The sequence below is a fragment of the Humidesulfovibrio sp. genome (assembly GCF_035560995.1).
Taxonomy (GTDB): Bacteria; Desulfobacterota; Desulfovibrionia; order Desulfovibrionales; family Desulfovibrionaceae; genus Humidesulfovibrio.
The window spans coordinates 1-19,328 of sequence record NZ_DATMYK010000054.1; the positions used below are offsets into that span (position 1 = coordinate 1).

Genomic DNA, 19,328 nt, shown 5'->3' on the forward strand with positions numbered 1-19,328 from the left:
GGGGGGTATTGTTGCCGGTTCCTGCGTATTTTGCAAGGTTCGGGCCGATATTGGGTTGCCGGGACGGCGCGGAGACCGGGGCGGATGTTGACAGCGGGCCGCAAGCCCTCTAGGTTTTCCTGCTGTTTCACTGGAGGACCCTCGGCCATGGCCGCACCCATCACCTACCTCATCCCCACCCACGAGCGGCACGGCTATTTGCGCCGGGCCCTGGCCTACTATGAGGGCGTGGACGCGGACATCCTGGTGGCCGATTCCAGTGCGCAGGCCCTGCCGGAAGCGGAACAACTGCCCGCGCGGGTCCAGTACCGGCACTTTCCCGGCCAAGGATACATGCAGAAGCTTTCACAGGTGGCGCAGCTGGTGACCACGCCCTTTGTGGTGCTCTGTGCGGACGACGATTTCACGGTGCCGCGCGCGGTGGCGGCCTGCCAGGCTTTTCTGGAGTCCAACGCGGGCTATGCCTCGGCCCAGGGCGACTATTTGAATGCGCAGCTCGAGCCCGCGGGCATCCATCTGCGGCCCGCCTACCCCCAGGCCTTGCAGGTGCGCGTGGACGCCGCGCTGGCCTCGGAGCGGCTGCTGGAAGTCTCCTCGCCCTATGTGCCCGTGTACTACGCGGTGCACCGGACAGAGTCGCTGCGGGACTACGCGCGCTTGGCCCAGGGACTGGAGAACTACAACCTGCTGGAGATGCTTTTCGGGCTGGTTGCGGCCATCCACGGCAAACACGCGCGGTTGCCCATGCTCTACGGCGTGCGCGAGGTGGTGCCCAGCGTGGCGGCCAAGGACCCCCGGCGCAGGCACGGGCTGGACAAGGTTTCCACCCTGCCGGAGTACGCGGCGGAGTACGGACGCTTTGTGACCGGCGCGGCCGGGCTGCTGGCCCAGCGCCAGGGCTTGGCGCAGGCCGAGGCGGAGCAGGCCGTGCGCGACGCGGTGGCCCTGTTCGCCTCGCGCTACTGCGGGCACCAGCAACGCCGCAGCTTCTGGCGCAAGCTGCCCAAGTATCTGCGCCGCCTGAGAAACCGCGTCACCGGCCGCGACCCGGAGGTTTTGGCCCTGCGCGCGGCCGACGAACATGCCGTGCGCGAGCTGCTCTCCGGCCACGAGTCGGGGGAACAGGGCAAGGGCGCGGTGGCGGACCTTTCGGACATTTTGCTGCGCATGACGCCGGGGGCCAAGGCCCGGCCCATGGCCAAGTCTGGAGGCGACGCATGAGCGAAGCACAAACGCCGCGAATTCCTTCCCTGATCCTGTGGGGAGCCACGGGCCAGGCCGTGGTGCTGCACGAATTTCTCTGCCCGGAAGCGTACCGGCTGGCCGCCGTGTTCGACAACGACCCGGCCTGCCAGCCGCCTTTCGCCCATGCGCCGCTTTTGATCGGCGAAGCCGGGCTTGCGGCCTGGCTGGAAATGAACGACAAGGCGGGCGCGGCGCGCGCGCAAACGCATTTCTGCGTAGCCATCGGCGGCGGGCGCGGGGCGGACCGTGCGGCCATCTCCCGGCGGCTTCTGGCCCTTGGGCTTACGGTGGCCTGCGCCGCGCACCCCCGGTCCGTCATCGCGCGGGATGCGGTGCTGGGCCAGGGCGCGCAGATTCTGGCCGGTGCGGTGGTGGCCGCGCGGGCGCATATTTCCGACTGGTGCATCGTGAACACGAAGGCCAGCGTGGACCATGAATGCCGCTTGGGCCAGGGCGTGCACATCGGGCCCGGTGCCACCCTGTGCGGCCTGGTGGACGTGGGCGAGAACGCCTTCATCGGGGCCGGGGCCGTGGTGCTGCCAAGAATATCCATCGGCGCGGGCGCGATTGTGGGCGCGGGCGCCGTGGTCACACGCGATGTGCCGGACAACGCCATTGTGGCGGGCAACCCCGCCAAACCTTTGCAAGGAACCAGCAAATGACCGAACACGAACGCTTTTTGGCCGAACGCGCGGAGAACATCCGCGCCCAGGGACAGGACAAGGCCCTGGTGAAGGCCGGGCTCGACTTTGTGGGCGCCACGGGCCAGTACAAGTACTCCTACAATTTCTCCTGGATGGGCCGGCCCATCATCCAGTTCCCCCAGGACATGGTCGCCATGCAGGAGATCATCTGGGACTACAAGCCGGAGATCATCGTGGAGACGGGCATCGCCCACGGCGGTTCGCTGGTCTACTACGCCTCCATCCTGGAACTCATCGGTGGTGACGCTTTCGTGCTCGGCGTGGACATCGACATCCGCGCCCACAACCGCGCGGCCATAGAGGCCCACCCCATGGCCAAACGCATCCGGATGATCCAGGGTTCGGCCATCGAGCAGAGCACCGTGGACCAGGTCTTCGCCATCGCCAAGGGCAAGCGCGCCTTGGTCTGCCTGGATTCCAACCACACCCACGAGCACGTGCTGGCCGAGCTGCGCATGTACTCGCCCCTGGTCAAGAAGGGCGGCTATCTCTGCGTGTTCGACACCGTGGTGGAGGACATGCCCGAGGACGCCTTCCCGGACCGTCCCTGGGGCCGGGGCGACAACCCCAAGACCGCCGTGTGGGAATTTTTGAAGGAAAACGACCGCTTCCTGGTGGACAAGGACATTGAGCACAAGCTTTTGTTCACCGTCTGCCCCGACGGCTACCTGAAGTGCGTGAAGGACTAGGAGGAGACGCGACGTGAGCGGCGAAAGCGCGAACGAACGCATTTTCGTTTCCGGCCCCTGGGTGACGGAGCTGGAGGTTTCCTACGTGGCCGAGGCCGCGCGCACCGCCTGGCTGGACAAGGCCGGGGTGTTCAACGCCCGCTTCGAAAAGGCCTTTGCCGAGTACATGGGCTCCGCCCACGCGGCCAGCCTGCCCTCCTGCACCTCCGGCCTGCACCTGGCCCTGGCGGCCCTTGGCGTGGGCCCCGGCGACGAGGTCATCGTGCCCGACCTCACCTGGATCGCCTCGGCCGCGCCGGTGAGCTACGTGGGCGCCACGCCGGTGTTCGCCGACGTGGACCGCGCCACCTGGTGCATGGACGCCGCCAGTTTCGAATCGCTCATCACGCCGCGCACCAAGGCGGTGATTCCCGTGGACCTGTACGGCGGCATGCCCGATTACGACGCCCTGCTCGCCGTGGCGGCCCGGCACAATATTCCGGTCATCGAGGACGCGGCCGAGGCCCTGGGCAGCCAGTGGAAGGGCGCGCGCGCGGGCAAGCTGGGGCGCATCGGCGTGTTCAGCTTCCACGGCTCCAAGACCATGACCACGGGCGAGGGCGGCATGCTCGTCACCGACGACGACGCGCTCTTTGCCCGCATCCAGTTTCTGCGCGACCATGGCCGCATCCCCGGCGACGTTTCCTTCGTCAACGCCGAGGTGGCCTTCAAGTACAAGATGAGCGCCCTGCAGGCGGCCTTCGGCCTGGCCCAGCTGGAACGCGTGGAGGAGCTGGTGGCCAAGAAGCGCCAGATCTTCTCCTGGTATGAGGAGCGCCTGAGGGGCCTGCCCGGCGTGACCCTGAACGCCCAGCCCGACGGCATGCTGAACTCCTACTGGATGGTCACCATCGTGCTCGACCCGGCCCTGGCCCAGGCGAAAGGCCTGGACAAGGCCCGGCTCATGGCCCTGTTCAAGGCGCAGAACATCGACACCCGGCCCTTCTTCAGCCCGCTGTCGTCCATTCCGGCCTACGCGGACACGGACCAGGGCAAAGCGGCCCGGGCGCGCAACGCCGCCTCTTACGCCATCGGGCCCTACGGGCTGAACCTGCCCTGCGGCATGAGCCTGACCGAGGCCCAGGCCGAGCGGGTCTGCGCGTCGCTCAAAGACATCTTGAACTCCAAGCCGGCCGCCTAAAGGCCTGAAGGATACCAGCATGGAAGTCGTTCTGCTCTGCGGCGGCCTCGGCACCCGCCTGCGCGAGGAAACCGAGTTCAGGCCCAAGCCCATGGTGAACATCGGCCCCCGGCCCATCCTCTGGCACATCATGAAGGTCTTCGCCTCCCAGGGGCACCAGGACTTCGTGCTGGCCCTGGGCTACAAGGGCGAGATGATCAAGGACTACTTCCTCAACTACGAGGCCATGAACAACGACGTGACCATCGAGCTGGGCAAGCCGGACAAGGCGCTGCTGCATTCCTGCCACGAGGAATGCGGCTGGAAGATCACCCTGGCCGACACGGGCGAAAAGGCCCTCAAGGGCGCGCGCCTGAAGAAGATTGAGAAGTACGTCAAGGGCGACACCTTCCTGCTGACCTATGGCGACGGCGTGGCCAACGTGGATATCGAGAAGCTGGTGGCCTTCCACAAGAGCCACGGCAAGATGGTCACGCTCACCGGCGTGAATCCGGCCTCGCGCTTCGGCGAATTGAAGCTCGACGGCGACCGGGTGACGCGCTTCCACGAGAAGCCCACCGGCCCCGGCCAGGGCACGGACGCCTTCATCAACGGCGGCTACATGGTCATGAACCGGGCGATCTTCGACCGCGTGACCGACGACGACTCCTGCGACCTGGAGTACGGCCCGCTGGAGGCCCTGGCCGAGGAAGGCCAGCTCATGGTCTACCGGCACCACGGCTTCTGGGCCTGCATGGACACCCTGCGCGACACCGAGTACCTGAACAAGCTCTGGACCGAGGGCCGGGCCGGCTGGAAGGTCTGGTAGCCCAGGCCGCACAAGGAGACCGCATGCTGCGCGTCATGGACGGATTCTATCGGGGCCGCAAGGTGCTCATCACCGGGCACACGGGCTTCAAGGGCGCGTGGATGTGCCTGCTGCTTTCCCGCGCCGGGGCCAAGGTGCTGGGCTATTCCCTGGACCCGCCGAGCACGCCCTCGCTCTTCGGGCTCACCCGCCTGGACAGCGAGCCCTTGCCCGGGCTGGCCTCCATCCACGCCGACATCCTGGACCTGCCGCGCCTCTCGCAGACCGTGGCCGAGTTCGACCCGGACGTGGTCATCCACATGGCCGCCCAGTCCCTGGTGCGCCCGTCCTACACCGATCCGGCGGGCACCTTCGCCGCCAACGTGCAGGGCACGGTGAACCTGCTGGAGGCCTGCCGCAAGAGTCCGCCGCAAAAGGGCCAGCGTCGCGCCATCGTCACCGTGACCAGCGACAAGTGCTACGAGAACCGCGAGTGGCTCTACGGCTACCGCGAGGTGGACCGCCTGGGCGGACACGACCCCTACTCCGCCAGCAAGGCCTGCGCGGAGCTGGCTGCGCAGTCCTTCGCCCGCGCTTTTTTCGGGCCAGACCCGGCCCAGGGCACCATCCTGGCCAGCGCGCGCGCGGGCAACGTCATCGGCGGGGGCGATTTCGCCACGGACCGCCTGGTGCCGGACATGGCCCGCGCCTTTGCCAAGGGCGAGGCCGTGCACATCCGCCGCCCGCAGGCCGTGCGACCCTGGCAGCACGTGCTGGAGCCCGTGGCCGCCTATCTGCTGCTGGCCCGGCGCATGCTGGAGGCCGGGCACCAGTTCGCCGGGGCCTGGAACTTCGGCCCGCCCAACCGCGACGTGCGCACCGTGGGCGAGGTGGCGGCGCGCTTCGCCGAAATCTGGGGGCCGGAGGCCATGCTCGACCTGACGCGCGACCTGAACCAGGGCCCGCACGAGGCCGGACTGCTGACGCTCGACTGCGCCAAGGCCCACAGCCTGCTGGGCTGGAAGCCCAGGCTCGACCTGGACGCGGCGCTCATCTGGTGCGCGGGCTGGTACCGCGCCTGGGCGGACGCCAAAATGGACCTGCGCGCCCTGTGCAACACCCGCATTGACGAATTCTTCGACGAATAGCCGGCGAAGAGCCCGCGAGCAGCATATGGCCAGCCTGACCCTGCACGAAACGCCCCTTGCCGGGCTGATGGTGGTGGAGACCACCCCCGTGGGCGACGCCCGCGGCAGCTTTGCGCGGCTGTTCTGCGCCCGCGAGTTGGAGTCCCTTGGCCTGCCCGGGCCCATCGCGCAGATCAACCACTCCTTCACCGCTGCCACGGGCACGGTGCGCGGCCTGCACTTCCAGCGCCCGCCAAAGGCCGAGGCCAAGCTCATCCGCTGCCTGCGCGGCCGCGTGCTGGATGTGGCCGTGGACCTGCGCAAGGGCTCGCCCACGTTCCTCAAATGGCACGCCGTGGAACTGACGCCGGAGAATCACAAGGCTTTCTACCTGCCGCAAGGCTTTGCCCACGGCTTTCAGACCCTGGCGCCCGATTGCGAGCTGCTCTACCTGCACACCGAATTTTACAGCCCGGAGCACGAGGGCGGCCTGCGCCATGACGACCCGGCCCTCGGCATCGCCTGGCCCCTGCCCGTGGCCGAACTGTCCGCCCGGGACCGAGCGCATCCGCTCGTCCATTCCGAGAATGGCCTGGACTTCACCCCCCTGGAGATTCAATGAACTGCCGCTTCTGCAACACCCCGCTGTCCCAGGTCTTCCTCGACCTGGGCGCCGCGCCCGCGTCCAACTCCTTCCTGAAGCCGGAGGAGCTGAACAGCCCCGAGGCCTACTACCCGCTCAAGCTCTTCGTCTGCCCGGACTGCTCCCTGGTGCAGGTGGAGGAGGTCAAAAGCAGCACGGAGATATTCTCCAGCGAGTACGTGTACTTTTCGTCCTTCTCGCGCAGCTGGCTTGCGCACGCCAAGGCCTATGTGGAGTCCACCCTGCCCAGGCTCGGCCTTGGCAAGGATTCCCTCGTCATGGAGATAGCGAGCAACGACGGCTATCTGCTGCAGTACGTGCGCGCGGCCGGGGTGCCCTGTCTGGGCATTGAGCCCACTGCCAGCACGGCCAAGGCGGCGCGGGAAAAGGGCGTGGAGAGCCTTGAGGAGTTCTTCGGCGTGGCCCTGGCCGAGCGCCTGAAGGCCGAGGGCCGCCAGGCTGACCTCATCGTGGGCAACAACGTGCTGGCCCACGTGCCGAACATCAACGACTTCGTTGGAGGGTTGCGGATCGCCCTCAAGGACGGCGGACTCGTCAACATGGAGTTCCCGCACCTTTACCGGCTGGTGGAATCCGCCCAGTTCGACACCGTGTACCACGAGCACTTCTCGTACCTGTCCCTTTCCTCCGTGCGGCGCATCTTCGCCGCCCAGGGCCTTGCCGTGTTCGACGTGGAGGAGCTGCCCACCCACGGCGGCAGCTTGCGCATCCACGCCCGGCGCGAGGGCGACCCCAAGGCCGCGGAGACCGAACGCCTGCACGCCGTGCTGCGCATGGAGCAGGCCGCGGGCATGCTCACCCCCGCCTACTACCAGGGCTTCCAGGAGCGCGTGGAGCGCATCAAGGCCGAGCTGCTGGGCTTCCTGGCCGAGCAGACCCTGGCGCGCAAGAAGGTGGCCGCCTACGGCGCGGCGGCCAAGGGCAACACCCTGCTGAACTTCTGCGGCGTCAAACCCGGCCAGGTGGCCTTCGTGTGCGACGCCAGCCCGCACAAGCAGGGGCTCTTCCTGCCCGGCAGCCGCATCCCGGTGCTGCACCCGGACGCCATCCGCGAGCAGAAGCCGGATTTCGTGCTCATCCTGCCCTGGAACATCAAAGACGAAATCATGTCCCAGCTGGACTGCATCCGCCAGTGGGGCGGCCGCTTCGTGGTGCCCATTCCCAGCCCGGAGGTCATCTAGATGGCCGATCCGACCTCCTGCCGCATAGACGGCCTGGAGCGCCTGAACCCGAAGCGCATCCTCTGCTGCCAGCTGCGCCAGATCGGCGACGTGCTGCTGCTGACGCCAAGCATCCACATGCTGAAAAAGCACTGGCCCAACGCGCAGATCGACGTGTTCACGGAAAAGAAATGCGCGCCCGTGCTGGAAAACAACCCGGAAGTGAACCACGTGTGGGCCCTGGACCGCAAAATGAGCGTGCTGGAGTCCCTGCGCTACTACCGCACAGTGGGCACCGGCGGCGGCCTGGGCCGCTACGATCTGGTCATCGACTTTCAGCAGCTGCCGCGCATCCGCTGGGTCATGCTGTTCTCCGACGCGCCGGTGAAGCTTTCCTACCCGCCGCCCTGGTACAACCAGCTGGTGTACACCCACTGGGCCAAGGTCTCCGGCCCGTACGCCGCCAAGAGCAAAGCCGGGGTGCTCATGAACGCCTTCGGCCTGCCCTGGGAGAACGATCCGCCGCGCATCTACCTGACCGACGCGGAAAAGGACCACGCCCGCACCGAGCTGGCCGCCTGGGGCCTCGCACCCGGGCAGACCCTCGTCACCGTGGACGCCACGCACCGGCGCATCACGCGCCTGTGGCCCGCCGAGCACTACGCCGCCTTGCTGACCATGGCCGGAAAACAACGCCCGGACCTGCGCTTCCTGTTGCTTTACGGCCCTGGGGAACTTGAAGTGGCGGAGCAGGTGCGCGACAAGGCTCTGGCCGCGGGCCTCGACCCCGCGCAACTCATCCTGCCGCCCAGGCTCACCACCCTGCGCGAGATGGCCGCTATACAGTCCCAGGCCGCGCTGCACCTGGGCAACTGCTCCTCGCCCCGGCATTTCGCCGTGGCCGTGGGCACCAAGACCCTCACCGTGCGCGGCTCCACCAGCAGCGCCTGGACCTACCCCGGCCCCGGGCACGAAGACTTGGCCCTCGGCCTGCCCTGCCAGCCCTGCAGCGAAAATACCTGTCCGCTGGACCGCAAGTGCCTCACCGGCTTGAAGCCGGAGGTCGTGCTGCCGAAGATGCTGGAAATGCTGGCGGAGTAGCGGAGGAACGCATCAGGGGCGCCGCCCCTGAACCCCGCCAGGGGGTATGCACCCCCTGGACCCGCGGGGCAAAGAAGAACGCCTGGGCCGAGTTTCACTCGGCCCAGGCGTTCTTCTTTGCGGGGGTGTCAGGCCCGGGGCGTATCCAACGGCTTCCCGGCGGGAAAGGGCTGTTATTCTAGCAAGCCCAACAGCCCCCCTGTACGACTCCGCCGCAAGGGCAGCCCGGCCAGTCTTCTGGGCGGGCTGCCCTTGCGGCAGCAAAGGGAGTCCAGAGGGCCTCGTGCCCTCTGGCGGGGTGCAGGGGCGGAGCCCCTGATTCTCTCGTCTCTAGAACAGCGACAGCAGCGCTTCGATCTTGGCTTTGGACTGCTGCTGCGTGGATTGCGCGGCAGCAACGGACAGCCGGTCGGCGATGGACACGTCCCGGTCCTGGGCGATCTGCCCGGCCAGGGTGAGCAGTTCGGCGCGAGCCTGGAGGTTCTGCTCGCGCTTGGCCAGGGCGGTAAGCTTCTGCTGCATATGGACGCGCGCCGGGTTGGCGGCGATTGCGGGCGCATGGGCGGGCGCGCCGATGGTCCGGGCCGGGGCCAGGAAAGCGGCCGTGTTGCCGGAGGGCGCCTGCGGCGGTGCGGCGGGATGCATGGTCTTGCCCAATGCTATGGGGGCTCTGGGCAGGGGCGCGGCTTCGGGCGCGTTGGGATACAGGGAAAGGCCCTGTGGGGCCGGCGCGTCGCTGGGTTCCAGCAGATAGAGGCGGTTGGTCTCGGTGCGGCCCGTGGCGTATTCGTTGCGGATGGCCAGAAGCGAGATGGCGCGCGCCCCGGTGACGGATTCGATGTACTGGATGAGGTCCAGGGCCTCGGCATGGGTGCCCACCACGCCCATCAGGCAGAGTTCGCCTTCCACAGCCTGCACTTCCACGCCGGAATTCTTGTGCAGCAGGTGGCGCGAAAGGGCCATGCGCGCGCGGTTTTCCAGGCTGGAGTCGGCGCTCACCGTGGGCGCGGCCTCAGGGTCGCGCAGGGGCAGGTGGCCCTTTACGGAGCCGACGCCCTGCACCTGCCGCATGGCGCGGATGATCTCGTCGCGCTCGGCGGTGTTCTTGACGGTGCCCACGGCGAAGAGATCGCCCTTGAGCGCCAGCACTTGCACGTCCTGGGTCCCCTTCACGGTGAGCAACGCGCTCTTGGCCTTCAGGGTCAGCATGTTGTCGCGCACGATGGTGTTCATGTCGCGCTCATCGCTGGCGAGGTAGCCGGTGTTGTAGACGCCCTTCACGCCGCTGACGGCCAGGGAGGCGTTCTGCGGCATGGCCAGGGAGGCCCCGCTGATGGCGAAGGGCAGCATGGCGCAGCCCCCGGCGCAGAACAGCCACAGGCCCAGCGCGGCCAGGATGGCCGGGCGCAGGAGTCGTGCGGTCGAGGTGCGGAATTGGGTGCGGTTTTCCATGATACTCGATTAATGCAACATATGGGCCAGGACGCAATACACCTGTCCGCACGGGCGCGGGGCGGCAAAACCGCCCTGCCCGAGGCAGTTCCAGGCGCGGCGGCGTCAGGATGGTGACGCCGCCGCCTGTGTCGCGGTTACAGAACCTTGGTGAGCGTGAGCCCCAGGCCGGACTTCTCGAGCGCGTCGCGCCCGCCCGCCACCACCACGGGACCGTTCTGCAGCACTGCGGCAACGGCCTCGCCAAAGGCGGCGAAGTCCGCGCGGCTTGCGCCGAGCACGGCCTCTCGCGCGGCCTGGCGGTACTCGGCGTCCTCGCCGGTCAGCTCTCGCGCAAGGGCGGTGAAACCCTTGGCGTCGGGCAGCATGTAATGATCCATGTCGCCGATGCTGCCCACCACGCTCTTCTCCAGCTCCGAAGAGTCTAGAGAAAGTTCAGAGAGGTATGAACCAACACCGGCGTAGGCGTCAAGGGTTCTGGCCACATTCGGGTCGCGATAGGAGGCGAAGGTGAGGTTGCCGGAGAGCCTGCTGTACGCGCAGGAGGCCCCGTAAGCCCCGCCCTGCACGCGCACGCGCTCCCACAAATAGCCCGCGCGCAGGAACTTGGACACGACCGCAGCCGCCGCGCCGGGCTCCTTGCCCAGGGCGCGGGCATTGCCGCCCGCAGCCACGTAGTTCACCTGGGCGGGCAGGCACAGGCCCTCCCGCTCCGGCAAGGCCGGGATGGCGCGCGGGGCCGGGCTGAAGGTCTGGTCCGGCAGGCTGGCGGCCAGGGCACCGATGCCCGGCAGAGCGTGGGCGATGGTCTTGCCGTCCGTGGTGAGGCTGACGATGAGCCCCCGGCGAGAGAGCAGAAGCGACAGCAGGCTGTGCAGGTCGCGGCTCACGCTCTCCGGCGCGGCGTCCATGCGCCCGGTCAGCTCGCGGATGCTGTTCAGCCCGGACAGGCCGTTCATGGCCTCGCTCATGGCCTGGGCCACACCGGTGCGGGCCTTGAGGCGCGTGGTGGCCAGCACATGGCCCGATGGGATAAGGCGCTGCTCGCGCCGGGCCTTGGACTCCATGATGATCTTGCCCAGGCGCTCGGCGTCGCTGAAGTCGGCCTCCAGCAGCACCTCGCCCATGAGATCCAGCAGGGCGGGCAGGTTCTCTCCCGTGGCCTTGCCGCGCAAGAACAGGCGCTGGGCCGCGGCCTCCGGCCCGCCGCCGCGGACGGAGGACACGAAGGTCTGGGCCCACACCCCGCCGGTGTTCATGGCGATGGCGCGGGAAAGGTCCACGAAGCTGCTCTTCTTTGTGCCCATTTCCAGGAGCGCCCGGCCCAGAATGGGCACCAGCGGCACCAGGGAATCGGGCACGGCGGACATGTCGAAGGCCAGGTCCAGGTAGACCACGCCGCTGGTGGGCAGATCATGCACATAGGCCGGGGTTCCGGCCTGGGGCAGGTCCACCTTCTCGTGCGGGATGCGCGCGTTCTCCCTGGGCAGGTCGGCCGGGGTCAGGCGGGGAATGCGGGCCAGGTCCTCGGGCGAGTCCGGGGCCTCCTGCAGGGCGCGCAGGGTGTGCGTCTCCTGCACGAGCTCCTCCACCTGAGCCGGGGAAAGCGCGTCTTTCACGGCCTTCAGCCGCGCGGCCTCGGCCGCCTCGCGCCGGGCGCCCAGGGTGTTGTCCGGCTTCAGGATCACCAGGGCGCGGTGCGTGTTCTCCAGAAAGTGCGTGCGGATGAGCTCCTGAAACACGGGCTCGCCCGCCGCCAGCCGGGCCTTGAGCCGGGCCAGGGGCCCTTCGAAGGGCAGGTGCGCCAGGGGGTCGCCCTCGTACAGCCAGGTGGACAGGGCCTCGAAGAAGATCACCAGCCCGCGCGGATAGCTGCCGGTGTTGTTCTCGCGCAGGTCGAACTCCACGCTGTTCAGCCCGGCGCGGATGTCGTCCGGGTGCAGGCCGTCCTCGGCCCCGGGCACGGCAAGCCGGCCCAGGGTGGAAAGCACCAGCCGCTCCACCTGGTCGGCCACGGCCTCGGCCTCGCCTCCCTTCTCCACCACCAGGCCTTTGAGGCCTACGGAGAAGGCCATCTGGCGCAGGTCCGTCTCCAGCCCGCCGCCGGTCAAATCCTCGCCCAGGCCGGAATCCACCAGAGCCTTGCGCAAGGGGGAAGACGGCAGGCCGATGAGCACGTGCTCCAGCACCTCGAAGGCCAGGCTCAGGTCCGGGTCGCGGGCTTCGGGCAGGCCGAAATTCACGGTGCACATGGCCCGCGCTCCCTCTCCTTCGCCCCCTTCGCCCCCTTCGGGGGTTTCAAGGACGGCGTCGGTGTCATCATCGTCCATTTCCTCTTCCGCCCCTTCAGCGGCATAGAAATGCACGGAGCGCCGGGGCTCGGCAAAGGGAGGCTGCAGGGCCACCTCGGAAGCGGGCTCGCCGGGCGCGGGCGCGTCGAACTGCGAGAAATATTCGTCCAGAATGGCCAGACGCCTGTCCGGATCGTCATCGCCGCTGAAGAAGGCATAGGCGTTGGACGGATGGTACAGGCGTGTGTGGAAGTCCATGAACTGTTTGAAGGTCAAGTCCGGGATGCGCTCCGGGTCGCCGCCGGAATCCAGCCCGTAGCAGGTGTCCGGGAACAACGCGCGCTGGGAGTACTCGGCCAGCAGGCTGTCGGGCGAGGAGTACACGCCCTTCATCTCGTTGAACACAACGCCCTTGAAGGCCAGCGGATCCGCCGCGTTCTCCACGTCGTAGTGCCAGCCTTCCTGCTTCAGCGTGTTCTCGGTCAGGCGCGGAAAGAACACCGCGTCCAGGTAGACATCAACGAGGTTGTAGAAGTCCTGCAAATTGGCGCTGGCCACGGGGTAGCAGGTCTTGTCCGGAAAGGTCAGCGCGTTCAGGAAGGTGTTCAGCGAGCCCTTGATGAGCTCCACGAAGGGCTCCTTCACCGGATACTTGCGCGAGCCGCAGAGCACGCTGTGCTCCAGGATGTGCGGCAGGCCGGTGGAATCGGCCGGGGGCGTGCGCAACGCCACGCCGAAGACCTTGTTCTCGTCCGGGCTGATGAGCGACAGCGCCCGCCCGCCGGTTTTCTCGTGGCGGTAGATGCGCGCCGTGGCGGCGAGTTCCGGGATTTCCTGTTCGCGCTCGAGGATGAAGCCGTGGGTGAGCTTGGTCATGGGGCCTCTTTCTTTGCTGTATGGGTGTGGCGCGGCATGGGGCCGCGCACGTGGCCGTATAGATATAGCACGAAGTGCCGGGAGGGAAGAGGGCGCGCGTCTTGACTCCCCCGCCGCGAAAACCTATCGTCTCCTAGTGCCGGAAGAGTCGCGCCCGCTTCCGGGCGCTCCTGTCCAGTCACCTGAAAACCCAACGGAGATACGCATATGGAATGCTGCGATCACGATCACGACGAATACGAATTCATGGAATGCGCCAAGGTCGGCCAGAAGATCCGGAACTTCACCATGGAGGCGTACGACCCCACCGAGGGCGGCTTCACCGTGGTTGATTCCGAGAAGATCCAGAAGAAAAAGAAGTGGCTGGTGCTGGTGTTCTACCCGGCGGACTTCACCTTCGTGTGCCCCACGGAGCTGGCCGACCTGGCCGCCAAGCACGCCAAGCTCAAGAAGCTCGGCGCGGAGGTGGTCAGCGTTTCGACGGACACCAAGTTCGCCCACCTGGCCTGGCAGACCAGCGAACGCCTGCTGAAGGACGTGAAGTTCCTCATGGGAGCCGATCCCAACGGCAACGTGTCGCGCTTCTTCGACGTCTGGGACCAGGAGTCCGGCTTGGCCCTGCGCGGCACATTCATCATCAACCCCGACGGCGTGCTGGTTTCGAGCGAAGTGAACTTCTACAACGTGGGCAGAAACGCCGACGAACTGGTGCGCAAGCTCGAGGCCAACGTGTACCTCATCAAGAACCCCAACGAGGCCTGCCCGGCCAAGTGGACCCCCGGCGCCAAGACCCTTACCCCCAATGAAAAGATGGTGGGCAAGGTGTACGAGGCCCTGAACGCCGAATAGGCGGGCCAAGACATGAAACGGCCCCCGGACCTGCGACGGGTCCGGGGGCTTTTCTCTCCCCCCCTTTGCACAGGCAGGCCACGCATGGACTGGAACGCGCTGCGCTACGAACAGTGGTTCTCCTCGCCGGAGGGGCGCTACGCCCTTGCCGCGGAGCGCAGACTGCTGGACAGCGTGGTGGCCGAATGGCCGCGCAGAAACCAGCGCGTGCTCGAAATCGGCTGCGGCACCGGCCTGTTCCAGCAGATCCTCTTCGATGACGGCTTCACCGTGGCCGGGCTGGACAAGTCTCCGGACATGATCGCCGCCGCCCGGCGCCGCCTGGGGCCGTCGGCCGAACTCTACGTGGCCGACGGTTCCGCCCTGCCCTTCTCGGACAAGGAATACGACTTCTGCGTGCTGTGGACCGTGCTCGAATTCTGCGACGACCCGGGCCAGGTGCTGGCCGAGGCCGCCCGCGTGGCGTCCAAGGGCCTGCTCATCGGCTTCTTGAACCGGCATTCGGCCTACTGGCTGGCGCGCGGCTGCCCCTGGCCCTGGAACCGCGAACGCAGCCTGGCCCAGGCCCGCTGGTTCACCTGGCCGGAAATGCGCGCCCTGGCCCTCATCCACACGGGCAAAACGCCCGCGCGCACCCGCTCGGCGCTCATGGGCCCGCCCTGCACCTGGACGGCCGCCCAACCCTGGAAGTTGCTGAACAACCTCATCCTGCCGCCCATGCTTGGGGCCATCTGCGCCATGCGCATCGACCTTGTGGACTACCAGCCCTTGACCCCCATCTACTCCTGGAGCACCGAACCGGGTATCGGCTAGGCCAGGACCATAAGCCCCCGAAACGCCAAACCCGGACATCCATCCCAGCCCTTGACAGAACCGCCACGAACAGGCGATTATCAGCAAGCCTTACACACAGCATACTCACCGTCCACCCCGAACGGAAGGAGGCCACCATGTTCAAGGAAAGCGCCCACAGCGAAGAAATGGCTCAGGAAATGCGCGAGGTTATCGCCCACGCCCAGAAGCTCATCGAAGCCACTGCCGGCGAAATTGACGACCGCACCCGCGCCGCCCGCGCCGTGCTGGAGGAACGCCTCGCCATCGCCAAGGTCAAGGTCGGCGAACTGGAAGGCCACCTGAAGAACCGCCTGCAGGACACAGACAAGATCATCCGCGAGAAGCCGTACTACGCCATCGGCGGCTCCTTCGTCATCGGCCTCATGCTTGGCTGGCTGATGGGCCGGAAGTAGACCGGTGAAGCTTCAGCTCCTGGAAGACCTGGACCTCGGCGGCACCTCCGGGCGCGTCGCCGGGGCCCTGGCGCAGACCCTCAAGGACCGCATTGAACTGCTGGGGCTTGAGCTGCGGGAGGACAAGATCCGCCTGGTGCAGGTGCTCATCCTGGCCTGCTGCGGGGTGGTCTTCGCCCTTCTGGGACTCATTCTGGCTGTTTTGACCTTGCTGGCCCTGCTGCCCGCGGAATGGCGCGCGGTCGGCATGGGCGTCATGGCCGGGGCCTGCCTCGTGTCTGCGGCGTGGGCTTTTGCAGGCCTGAAACGCAGGCTGACGGGCCGCGGCCAGATGTTCGCCCAGACCCTGGCCGAACTTGAGAAGGACAAGGCATGTTTCTAGACGCCGAACTTCACGAGGTGGCCCAGGCCAAAGCCCGGCTGGCCGTGCAGGCCGACATCCGCCGCCAGATCATCCAGCTGGAGATTTTGGCCCTGCGCTCGCGCGTGCGGCGGAACTTCTCCAGCCTGACGCTGGGCTTCGGCTTGGCAGGCAAAGTGCTGGACTACCTGCGCGCGCGTCGCGCCCGCTAGGACCAGAAGGGCACCGTCCCCCACAACCGGCCGATGCCGGGGAAGGCGGCCAACGGGCGCGCTTGACCCCTCGCTTCGGTTGTTCTATGTACTCAGGGTATTTGCAGGCGGCCTGCGGGAGGTCCCCGCAGGCTTCCTGTTGTTTTGTCCAGACACAAAGAGCGGCTTCCCCGGCCGCAAGATTTCAGAGAGGCAGCATTCATGTCGAGCATCCCCATTTCCCAGGAAGGCTACAAGCTCATGAAAAAAGAGCTGGAGAGCCTGAAAAAGCAGCGCCCGGAGGTTTCCGAGGCCATCCGCCTTGCCCGCGAGGAAGGCGACCTGCGCGAGAACGGCGGCTACCATGCCGCACGCGAGCGCCAGGGCATGATGGAGGCGCGCATCAATTTCATCGAATCACGCATGGCGAATTACAACGTCATCGACATGAAGGCCCTGGGCGGCGAAAAGATCAGCTTCGGCGCCACGGTGGAGCTAGAAGACGCCGAGAGCGGCGAAAAGAAGCGCTATACACTCCTCGGCCCGGACGAGACCGGCTTTTGCAAAGGCAGCGTGTCCATTCTCTCGCCGGTGGGGCAGGCCCTGCTCGGCAAGAGCGAGGGCGACGAGGTGGTCATCATCGTGCCGCGAGGCCGCGTGGAGTACGAGGTCTTGAGCATCGAGTTCAACGGCCCGGCCATCACCATCGCCGAGTAGTCCGCTGGACGACAGGCCAAATCGGAGGAGACCAGAATCACCATGCACAACATGAGCAAGATCGTCCCCTTCGAGGAACTGGCCAAACTCGCTGCCGCGGCCAAGGGCAAACAGCGCATCGTGCTGGCCCACGGCTGCTTCGATCTGCTGCACATCGGGCACATCCGCTATCTGCGGCAGGCCAGGGCCATGGGCGATCTGCTCTTCGTCACCATCAGCCCGGACCGCTTCGTGGACAAGGGCCCGCACCGCCCGGCCTTCAACGAGAGCCTGCGCGCCGAGGCCATTGCCAGCCTGGACTGCGTGGATGCCGTGGCCATCAACCTTTGGCCCACGGCCGAGGAAACCCTGCGCGCCATCAAGCCCGACGTGTACTGCAAAGGCTCGGACTTCAAGGACGCCAAGAGCGACGCCACGGGCAAGCTGCAGGCCGAGGAAAACGTGGCCCGCGAGGTCGGGGCCGAGATGGCCTTTTCCAAGGACGTGGTCTTCAGCTCCACCAACCTCATCAACCGCTTCCTGTCCACCTTCCCGGAGGAGGTGCAGCAGTATCTGAACGTGTTCCGCCTGCGCTATTCCGAGGCCGACATCGTGAAGGTGCTGGACGGTATGAAGGACTTGAAGGTCCTGGTCCTGGGCGACACCATCCTGGACGACTACCATTACTGCAACGTCATCGGCTCCTCCAGCAAGGAGCCCGTGCTGGCGCTGAAGCACGATTCGAGCGACCTTTTCGCCGGGGGCGTGCTGGCCGTGGCCAACCACCTTTCGTCCTACGCGGCCGAGGTGCGGCTGTTCTCCGTCATCGGCGAACAGGGCGGACGCGAGCAGTTCATCCGCGACAGCCTCGCGCCCGAGGTCCGTCCGCATCTGGCCCTGCACAAGGGCGCGCCCACCATCGAAAAGCGCCGCTACATCGAAAGCTACACACTCAACAAGCTCATCGAAATCTACCACATGGACGACTCCGGCCTGCCGGCCGACGACGATGCGGCCTTCGTGGCCGCCGTGGAAGCCGAGGTGGCGGACTACGATCTGGTCATCGCGGCGGACTTCGGCCACGGGACCATCTCCCCGGCCATGCGCCGCATGCTGGAGGAGAAGGCCAAGTTCCTGGCGGTGAACACCCAGGCCAACGCCGGCAACCGGGGCTTCCACACCATCGGCCGCTACCGGCGGGCCGACTACGTGAGCCTGGCCGAGCCGGAGATGCGCCTGGAGGACCGCGACCTCGCGGGGCCGCTGGTGCCCATCATGCAGAAGGCAGCCAAACGCCTGGGCACCAAGGCCCTGGCCGTGACGCGCGGCAAGAAGGGCTGCACCATCCACACCCCGGACGAGGGTCTGGTGGAGGTGCCCGCCTTCGCCCAGAAGGTGGTGGACCGCATCGGCTCGGGCGACGCCTTCTTCGCCATCAGCTCCATGGCCGCGGCGCTGAAGGTGCCGAGCGAGGTCATCGCGCTCTTGGGCAACGTGGTGGGCGGCCTGGCCGTCGGGGTCATCGGCAACAAAAAGGCCATCGACCGCATGAGCACCCAGAAGTATCTGACCTCACTTTTGAAATAAGCCGCCATGGGTACGCGCCACCGCCTGTTCGACCCAAGCCGCCTGCGGCTTCTGCCCGTGGCGGAGCGCGCCCACGACCTGAACTTCACCCTGGCCTCCTGCCCGGCCAAAAACGCCCCCACGCCCACCGCCAACGTGCGCCCGGCCCTGCAGGCCGTGGCCGAACGGCTCATCGCCGCGAAGCGCGACGGCGCGGCCCGGGTGCTGATGATGGGCGCGCACGTGCTGCGCAGCGGCATGCAGCCCTATCTCATCGACATGCTGCGCCAGGGCTTCATCAGCCAGATCGCCGTGAACGGCGCCTGCCTCATCCACGACTTCGAACTGGCGCTTCTGGGCGCGACCACGGAAAGCGTGGCCCGATACATCAAGGACGGCCAGTTCGGCCTGTGGACAGAAACCGGGCGCATCAACGACATCGTGGCGCGCGGCAATGCGGAAGGCCTTGGCCTGGGCGAGAGCCTGGGCCGGGAAATCGCGGGCGGGAGCTATCCCCACAAGGACCTGTCCCTGGTGGCTGCGGCCTACGAGCTGGGCGTCCCGGTCACCGCGCACATCTCCATCGGCCAGGACATCATCCATCAGCACCCGAACTTCGACGGCGCGGCTTACGGCGCGGCCAGCCAGCGCGATTTCCTGATCTACGCTGCCGGGCTGGAGCGGCTTGAGGGCGGCGTGGTGATGAACTTCGGCAGCGCGGTGATGGCCCCGGAAGTATATTTGAAGGCCCTGGCCATGGTGCGCAACGTGGCCGCGCAGGAGGGCCGCGAGATCCGCCACTTCACCTCGCTGGTGTGCGACCTGCACGACCTGCCCGAGGACACGCGCGCCGAGGCGCCCCGGGGCAGCGCGGCCTATTATTTCCGCCCTTGGAAGACCATGCTTGCGCGCACCGTGGCCGACGGGGGAGAGAGTTTCTACTGCCGCGCCCGGCACGACGAGTCCGTGCCGGAACTCTGGACCGCGCTCACCAAGGCATGACCTGTTCCTTGGCGTTCCGGCCGGTTGCAATGAACCTTCGCCTGGACTAGTCTTTGCAATATCTCCACTGCGCAGCCGGACTGGGAAATTTCCGGTCAAGCAAACGGTCCTGCGCGCCGATACTCCACGTGAACCGGGCC

At 67.0% G+C, this 19,328-nt stretch carries 19 protein-coding genes; 17 read left to right on the forward strand and 2 right to left on the reverse strand.

What is annotated here, in order from left to right; translation table 11 throughout:
* The first annotated feature begins 147 nt into the window (after nt 1-147).
* Genes VN419_RS02015 through VN419_RS02055 form a run of 9 tightly spaced genes read left to right on the forward strand, consistent with a single transcriptional unit; the run spans nt 148 to nt 8,657 of the window.
* Nucleotides 148-1,221 carry a TIGR00180 family glycosyltransferase gene (locus tag VN419_RS02015; RefSeq protein WP_325643905.1) on the forward strand — a complete coding sequence of 358 codons (1,074 nt, stop codon included), beginning with the start codon at nt 148-150 and terminating at the stop codon, nt 1,219-1,221.
* Nucleotides 1,218-1,907 (forward strand): NeuD/PglB/VioB family sugar acetyltransferase, encoded by a 690-nt coding sequence (locus VN419_RS02020; protein WP_325643907.1) that lies wholly within the window; start codon nt 1,218-1,220, stop codon nt 1,905-1,907. The genes VN419_RS02015 and VN419_RS02020 overlap by 4 nt, the downstream gene beginning before the upstream one ends.
* The gene (locus tag VN419_RS02025) at nt 1,904-2,638 is read left to right on the forward strand and encodes a cephalosporin hydroxylase family protein (protein ID WP_325643909.1); all 735 of its coding nucleotides are present in this window, start codon (nt 1,904-1,906) and stop codon (nt 2,636-2,638) included. Before VN419_RS02020 ends, VN419_RS02025 begins: the two co-directional genes overlap by 4 nt.
* Before the next feature lie 13 nt (nt 2,639-2,651).
* On the forward strand, nt 2,652-3,818 hold the full coding sequence (locus VN419_RS02030; protein WP_325643911.1) for a DegT/DnrJ/EryC1/StrS family aminotransferase: 1,167 nt from the start codon (nt 2,652-2,654) through the stop codon (nt 3,816-3,818).
* Between the two features lie 19 nt (nt 3,819-3,837).
* Nucleotides 3,838-4,626: a glucose-1-phosphate cytidylyltransferase gene (rfbF, locus tag VN419_RS02035; RefSeq protein ID WP_325643913.1), complete on the forward strand. Its 789-nt coding sequence runs from the start codon at nt 3,838-3,840 to the stop codon at nt 4,624-4,626.
* Nucleotides 4,627-4,649: 23 nt separating this feature from the next.
* Nucleotides 4,650-5,753, forward strand: a complete 1,104-nt coding sequence (gene rfbG, locus VN419_RS02040; RefSeq protein WP_325643915.1) for a CDP-glucose 4,6-dehydratase — start codon at nt 4,650-4,652, stop codon at nt 5,751-5,753.
* Nucleotides 5,754-5,778: 25 nt separating this feature from the next.
* Nucleotides 5,779-6,354 carry a dTDP-4-dehydrorhamnose 3,5-epimerase gene (gene rfbC / locus VN419_RS02045; protein ID WP_325643917.1) on the forward strand — a complete coding sequence of 192 codons (576 nt, stop codon included), beginning with the start codon at nt 5,779-5,781 and terminating at the stop codon, nt 6,352-6,354.
* Nucleotides 6,351-7,577 (forward strand): class I SAM-dependent methyltransferase, encoded by a 1,227-nt coding sequence (locus VN419_RS02050; RefSeq protein ID WP_325643920.1) that lies wholly within the window; start codon nt 6,351-6,353, stop codon nt 7,575-7,577. Before rfbC ends, VN419_RS02050 begins: the two co-directional genes overlap by 4 nt.
* Nucleotides 7,578-8,657, forward strand: coding sequence for a glycosyltransferase family 9 protein (locus VN419_RS02055; RefSeq protein ID WP_325643922.1), 1,080 nt, complete (start codon nt 7,578-7,580; stop codon nt 8,655-8,657).
* A 330-nt stretch (nt 8,658-8,987) separates the two neighbouring features.
* Here the strand turns inward: VN419_RS02055 and VN419_RS02060 are convergent, their stop codons facing one another.
* Nucleotides 8,988-10,109, reverse strand: coding sequence for a BON domain-containing protein (locus VN419_RS02060; RefSeq protein WP_325643924.1), 1,122 nt, complete (start codon nt 10,107-10,109; stop codon nt 8,988-8,990).
* A 137-nt stretch (nt 10,110-10,246) separates the two neighbouring features.
* Entirely contained in the window at nt 10,247-13,276 is a 3,030-nt protein-coding gene (locus VN419_RS02065; RefSeq protein ID WP_325643926.1) for an insulinase family protein, read from the reverse strand.
* Nucleotides 13,277-13,483: 207 nt separating this feature from the next.
* Here VN419_RS02065 and VN419_RS02070 point away from each other — a divergent pair, with 207 nt between their 5' ends.
* The 8 genes from VN419_RS02070 to VN419_RS02105 all read left to right on the forward strand — a co-directional run bounded on the left by VN419_RS02070 (nt 13,484) and on the right by VN419_RS02105 (nt 19,188).
* Entirely contained in the window at nt 13,484-14,125 is a 642-nt protein-coding gene (locus tag VN419_RS02070) for a peroxiredoxin (RefSeq protein ID WP_325643928.1), read from the forward strand.
* Nucleotides 14,126-14,209: 84 nt separating this feature from the next.
* A complete protein-coding gene (locus VN419_RS02075; RefSeq protein WP_325643930.1) occupies nt 14,210-14,938 on the forward strand; it encodes a class I SAM-dependent methyltransferase in 729 nt (242 codons plus the stop codon).
* Nucleotides 14,939-15,075: 137 nt separating this feature from the next.
* Complete coding sequence (locus VN419_RS02080; RefSeq protein ID WP_325643932.1) at nt 15,076-15,372, forward strand: hypothetical protein; 297 nt, start codon at nt 15,076-15,078, stop codon at nt 15,370-15,372.
* Between the two features lie 4 nt (nt 15,373-15,376).
* Nucleotides 15,377-15,754 carry a phage holin family protein gene (locus VN419_RS02085; RefSeq protein WP_325643934.1) on the forward strand — a complete coding sequence of 126 codons (378 nt, stop codon included), beginning with the start codon at nt 15,377-15,379 and terminating at the stop codon, nt 15,752-15,754.
* Nucleotides 15,745-15,945 (forward strand): hypothetical protein, encoded by a 201-nt coding sequence (locus VN419_RS02090; RefSeq protein WP_325643936.1) that lies wholly within the window; start codon nt 15,745-15,747, stop codon nt 15,943-15,945. Before VN419_RS02085 ends, VN419_RS02090 begins: the two co-directional genes overlap by 10 nt.
* A 201-nt stretch (nt 15,946-16,146) precedes the next feature.
* Entirely contained in the window at nt 16,147-16,641 is a 495-nt protein-coding gene (gene greA, locus VN419_RS02095; protein WP_325643938.1) for a transcription elongation factor GreA, read from the forward strand.
* Nucleotides 16,642-16,683: 42 nt separating this feature from the next.
* Nucleotides 16,684-18,207 (forward strand): PfkB family carbohydrate kinase, encoded by a 1,524-nt coding sequence (locus tag VN419_RS02100; RefSeq protein WP_325643940.1) that lies wholly within the window; start codon nt 16,684-16,686, stop codon nt 18,205-18,207.
* A gap of 6 nt (nt 18,208-18,213) precedes the next feature.
* Nucleotides 18,214-19,188 carry a hypothetical protein gene (locus tag VN419_RS02105; RefSeq protein ID WP_325643941.1) on the forward strand — a complete coding sequence of 325 codons (975 nt, stop codon included), beginning with the start codon at nt 18,214-18,216 and terminating at the stop codon, nt 19,186-19,188.
* The last annotated feature ends 140 nt before the right edge of the window (nt 19,189-19,328 follow it).

Coding starts and splice junctions, on each gene's coding strand:
- VN419_RS02015 (WP_325643905.1), top strand. CDS start 148: ATGGCCGCACCCATCACCTACCTCATCCCCACCCACGAGCGGCACGGC.
- VN419_RS02020 (WP_325643907.1), top strand. CDS start 1,218: ATGAGCGAAGCACAAACGCCGCGAATTCCTTCCCTGATCCTGTGGGGA.
- VN419_RS02025 (WP_325643909.1), top strand. CDS start 1,904: ATGACCGAACACGAACGCTTTTTGGCCGAACGCGCGGAGAACATCCGC.
- rfbF (WP_325643913.1), top strand. CDS start 3,838: ATGGAAGTCGTTCTGCTCTGCGGCGGCCTCGGCACCCGCCTGCGCGAG.
- rfbG (WP_325643915.1), top strand. CDS start 4,650: ATGCTGCGCGTCATGGACGGATTCTATCGGGGCCGCAAGGTGCTCATC.
- rfbC (WP_325643917.1), top strand. CDS start 5,779: ATGGCCAGCCTGACCCTGCACGAAACGCCCCTTGCCGGGCTGATGGTG.
- VN419_RS02050 (WP_325643920.1), top strand. CDS start 6,351: ATGAACTGCCGCTTCTGCAACACCCCGCTGTCCCAGGTCTTCCTCGAC.
- VN419_RS02055 (WP_325643922.1), top strand. CDS start 7,578: ATGGCCGATCCGACCTCCTGCCGCATAGACGGCCTGGAGCGCCTGAAC.
- VN419_RS02060 (WP_325643924.1), bottom strand. CDS start 10,109: ATGGAAAACCGCACCCAATTCCGCACCTCGACCGCACGACTCCTGCGC.
- VN419_RS02065 (WP_325643926.1), bottom strand. CDS start 13,276: ATGACCAAGCTCACCCACGGCTTCATCCTCGAGCGCGAACAGGAAATC.
- VN419_RS02070 (WP_325643928.1), top strand. CDS start 13,484: ATGGAATGCTGCGATCACGATCACGACGAATACGAATTCATGGAATGC.
- VN419_RS02075 (WP_325643930.1), top strand. CDS start 14,210: ATGGACTGGAACGCGCTGCGCTACGAACAGTGGTTCTCCTCGCCGGAG.
- VN419_RS02080 (WP_325643932.1), top strand. CDS start 15,076: ATGTTCAAGGAAAGCGCCCACAGCGAAGAAATGGCTCAGGAAATGCGC.
- VN419_RS02090 (WP_325643936.1), top strand. CDS start 15,745: ATGTTTCTAGACGCCGAACTTCACGAGGTGGCCCAGGCCAAAGCCCGG.
- greA (WP_325643938.1), top strand. CDS start 16,147: ATGTCGAGCATCCCCATTTCCCAGGAAGGCTACAAGCTCATGAAAAAA.
- VN419_RS02100 (WP_325643940.1), top strand. CDS start 16,684: ATGCACAACATGAGCAAGATCGTCCCCTTCGAGGAACTGGCCAAACTC.
- VN419_RS02105 (WP_325643941.1), top strand. CDS start 18,214: ATGGGTACGCGCCACCGCCTGTTCGACCCAAGCCGCCTGCGGCTTCTG.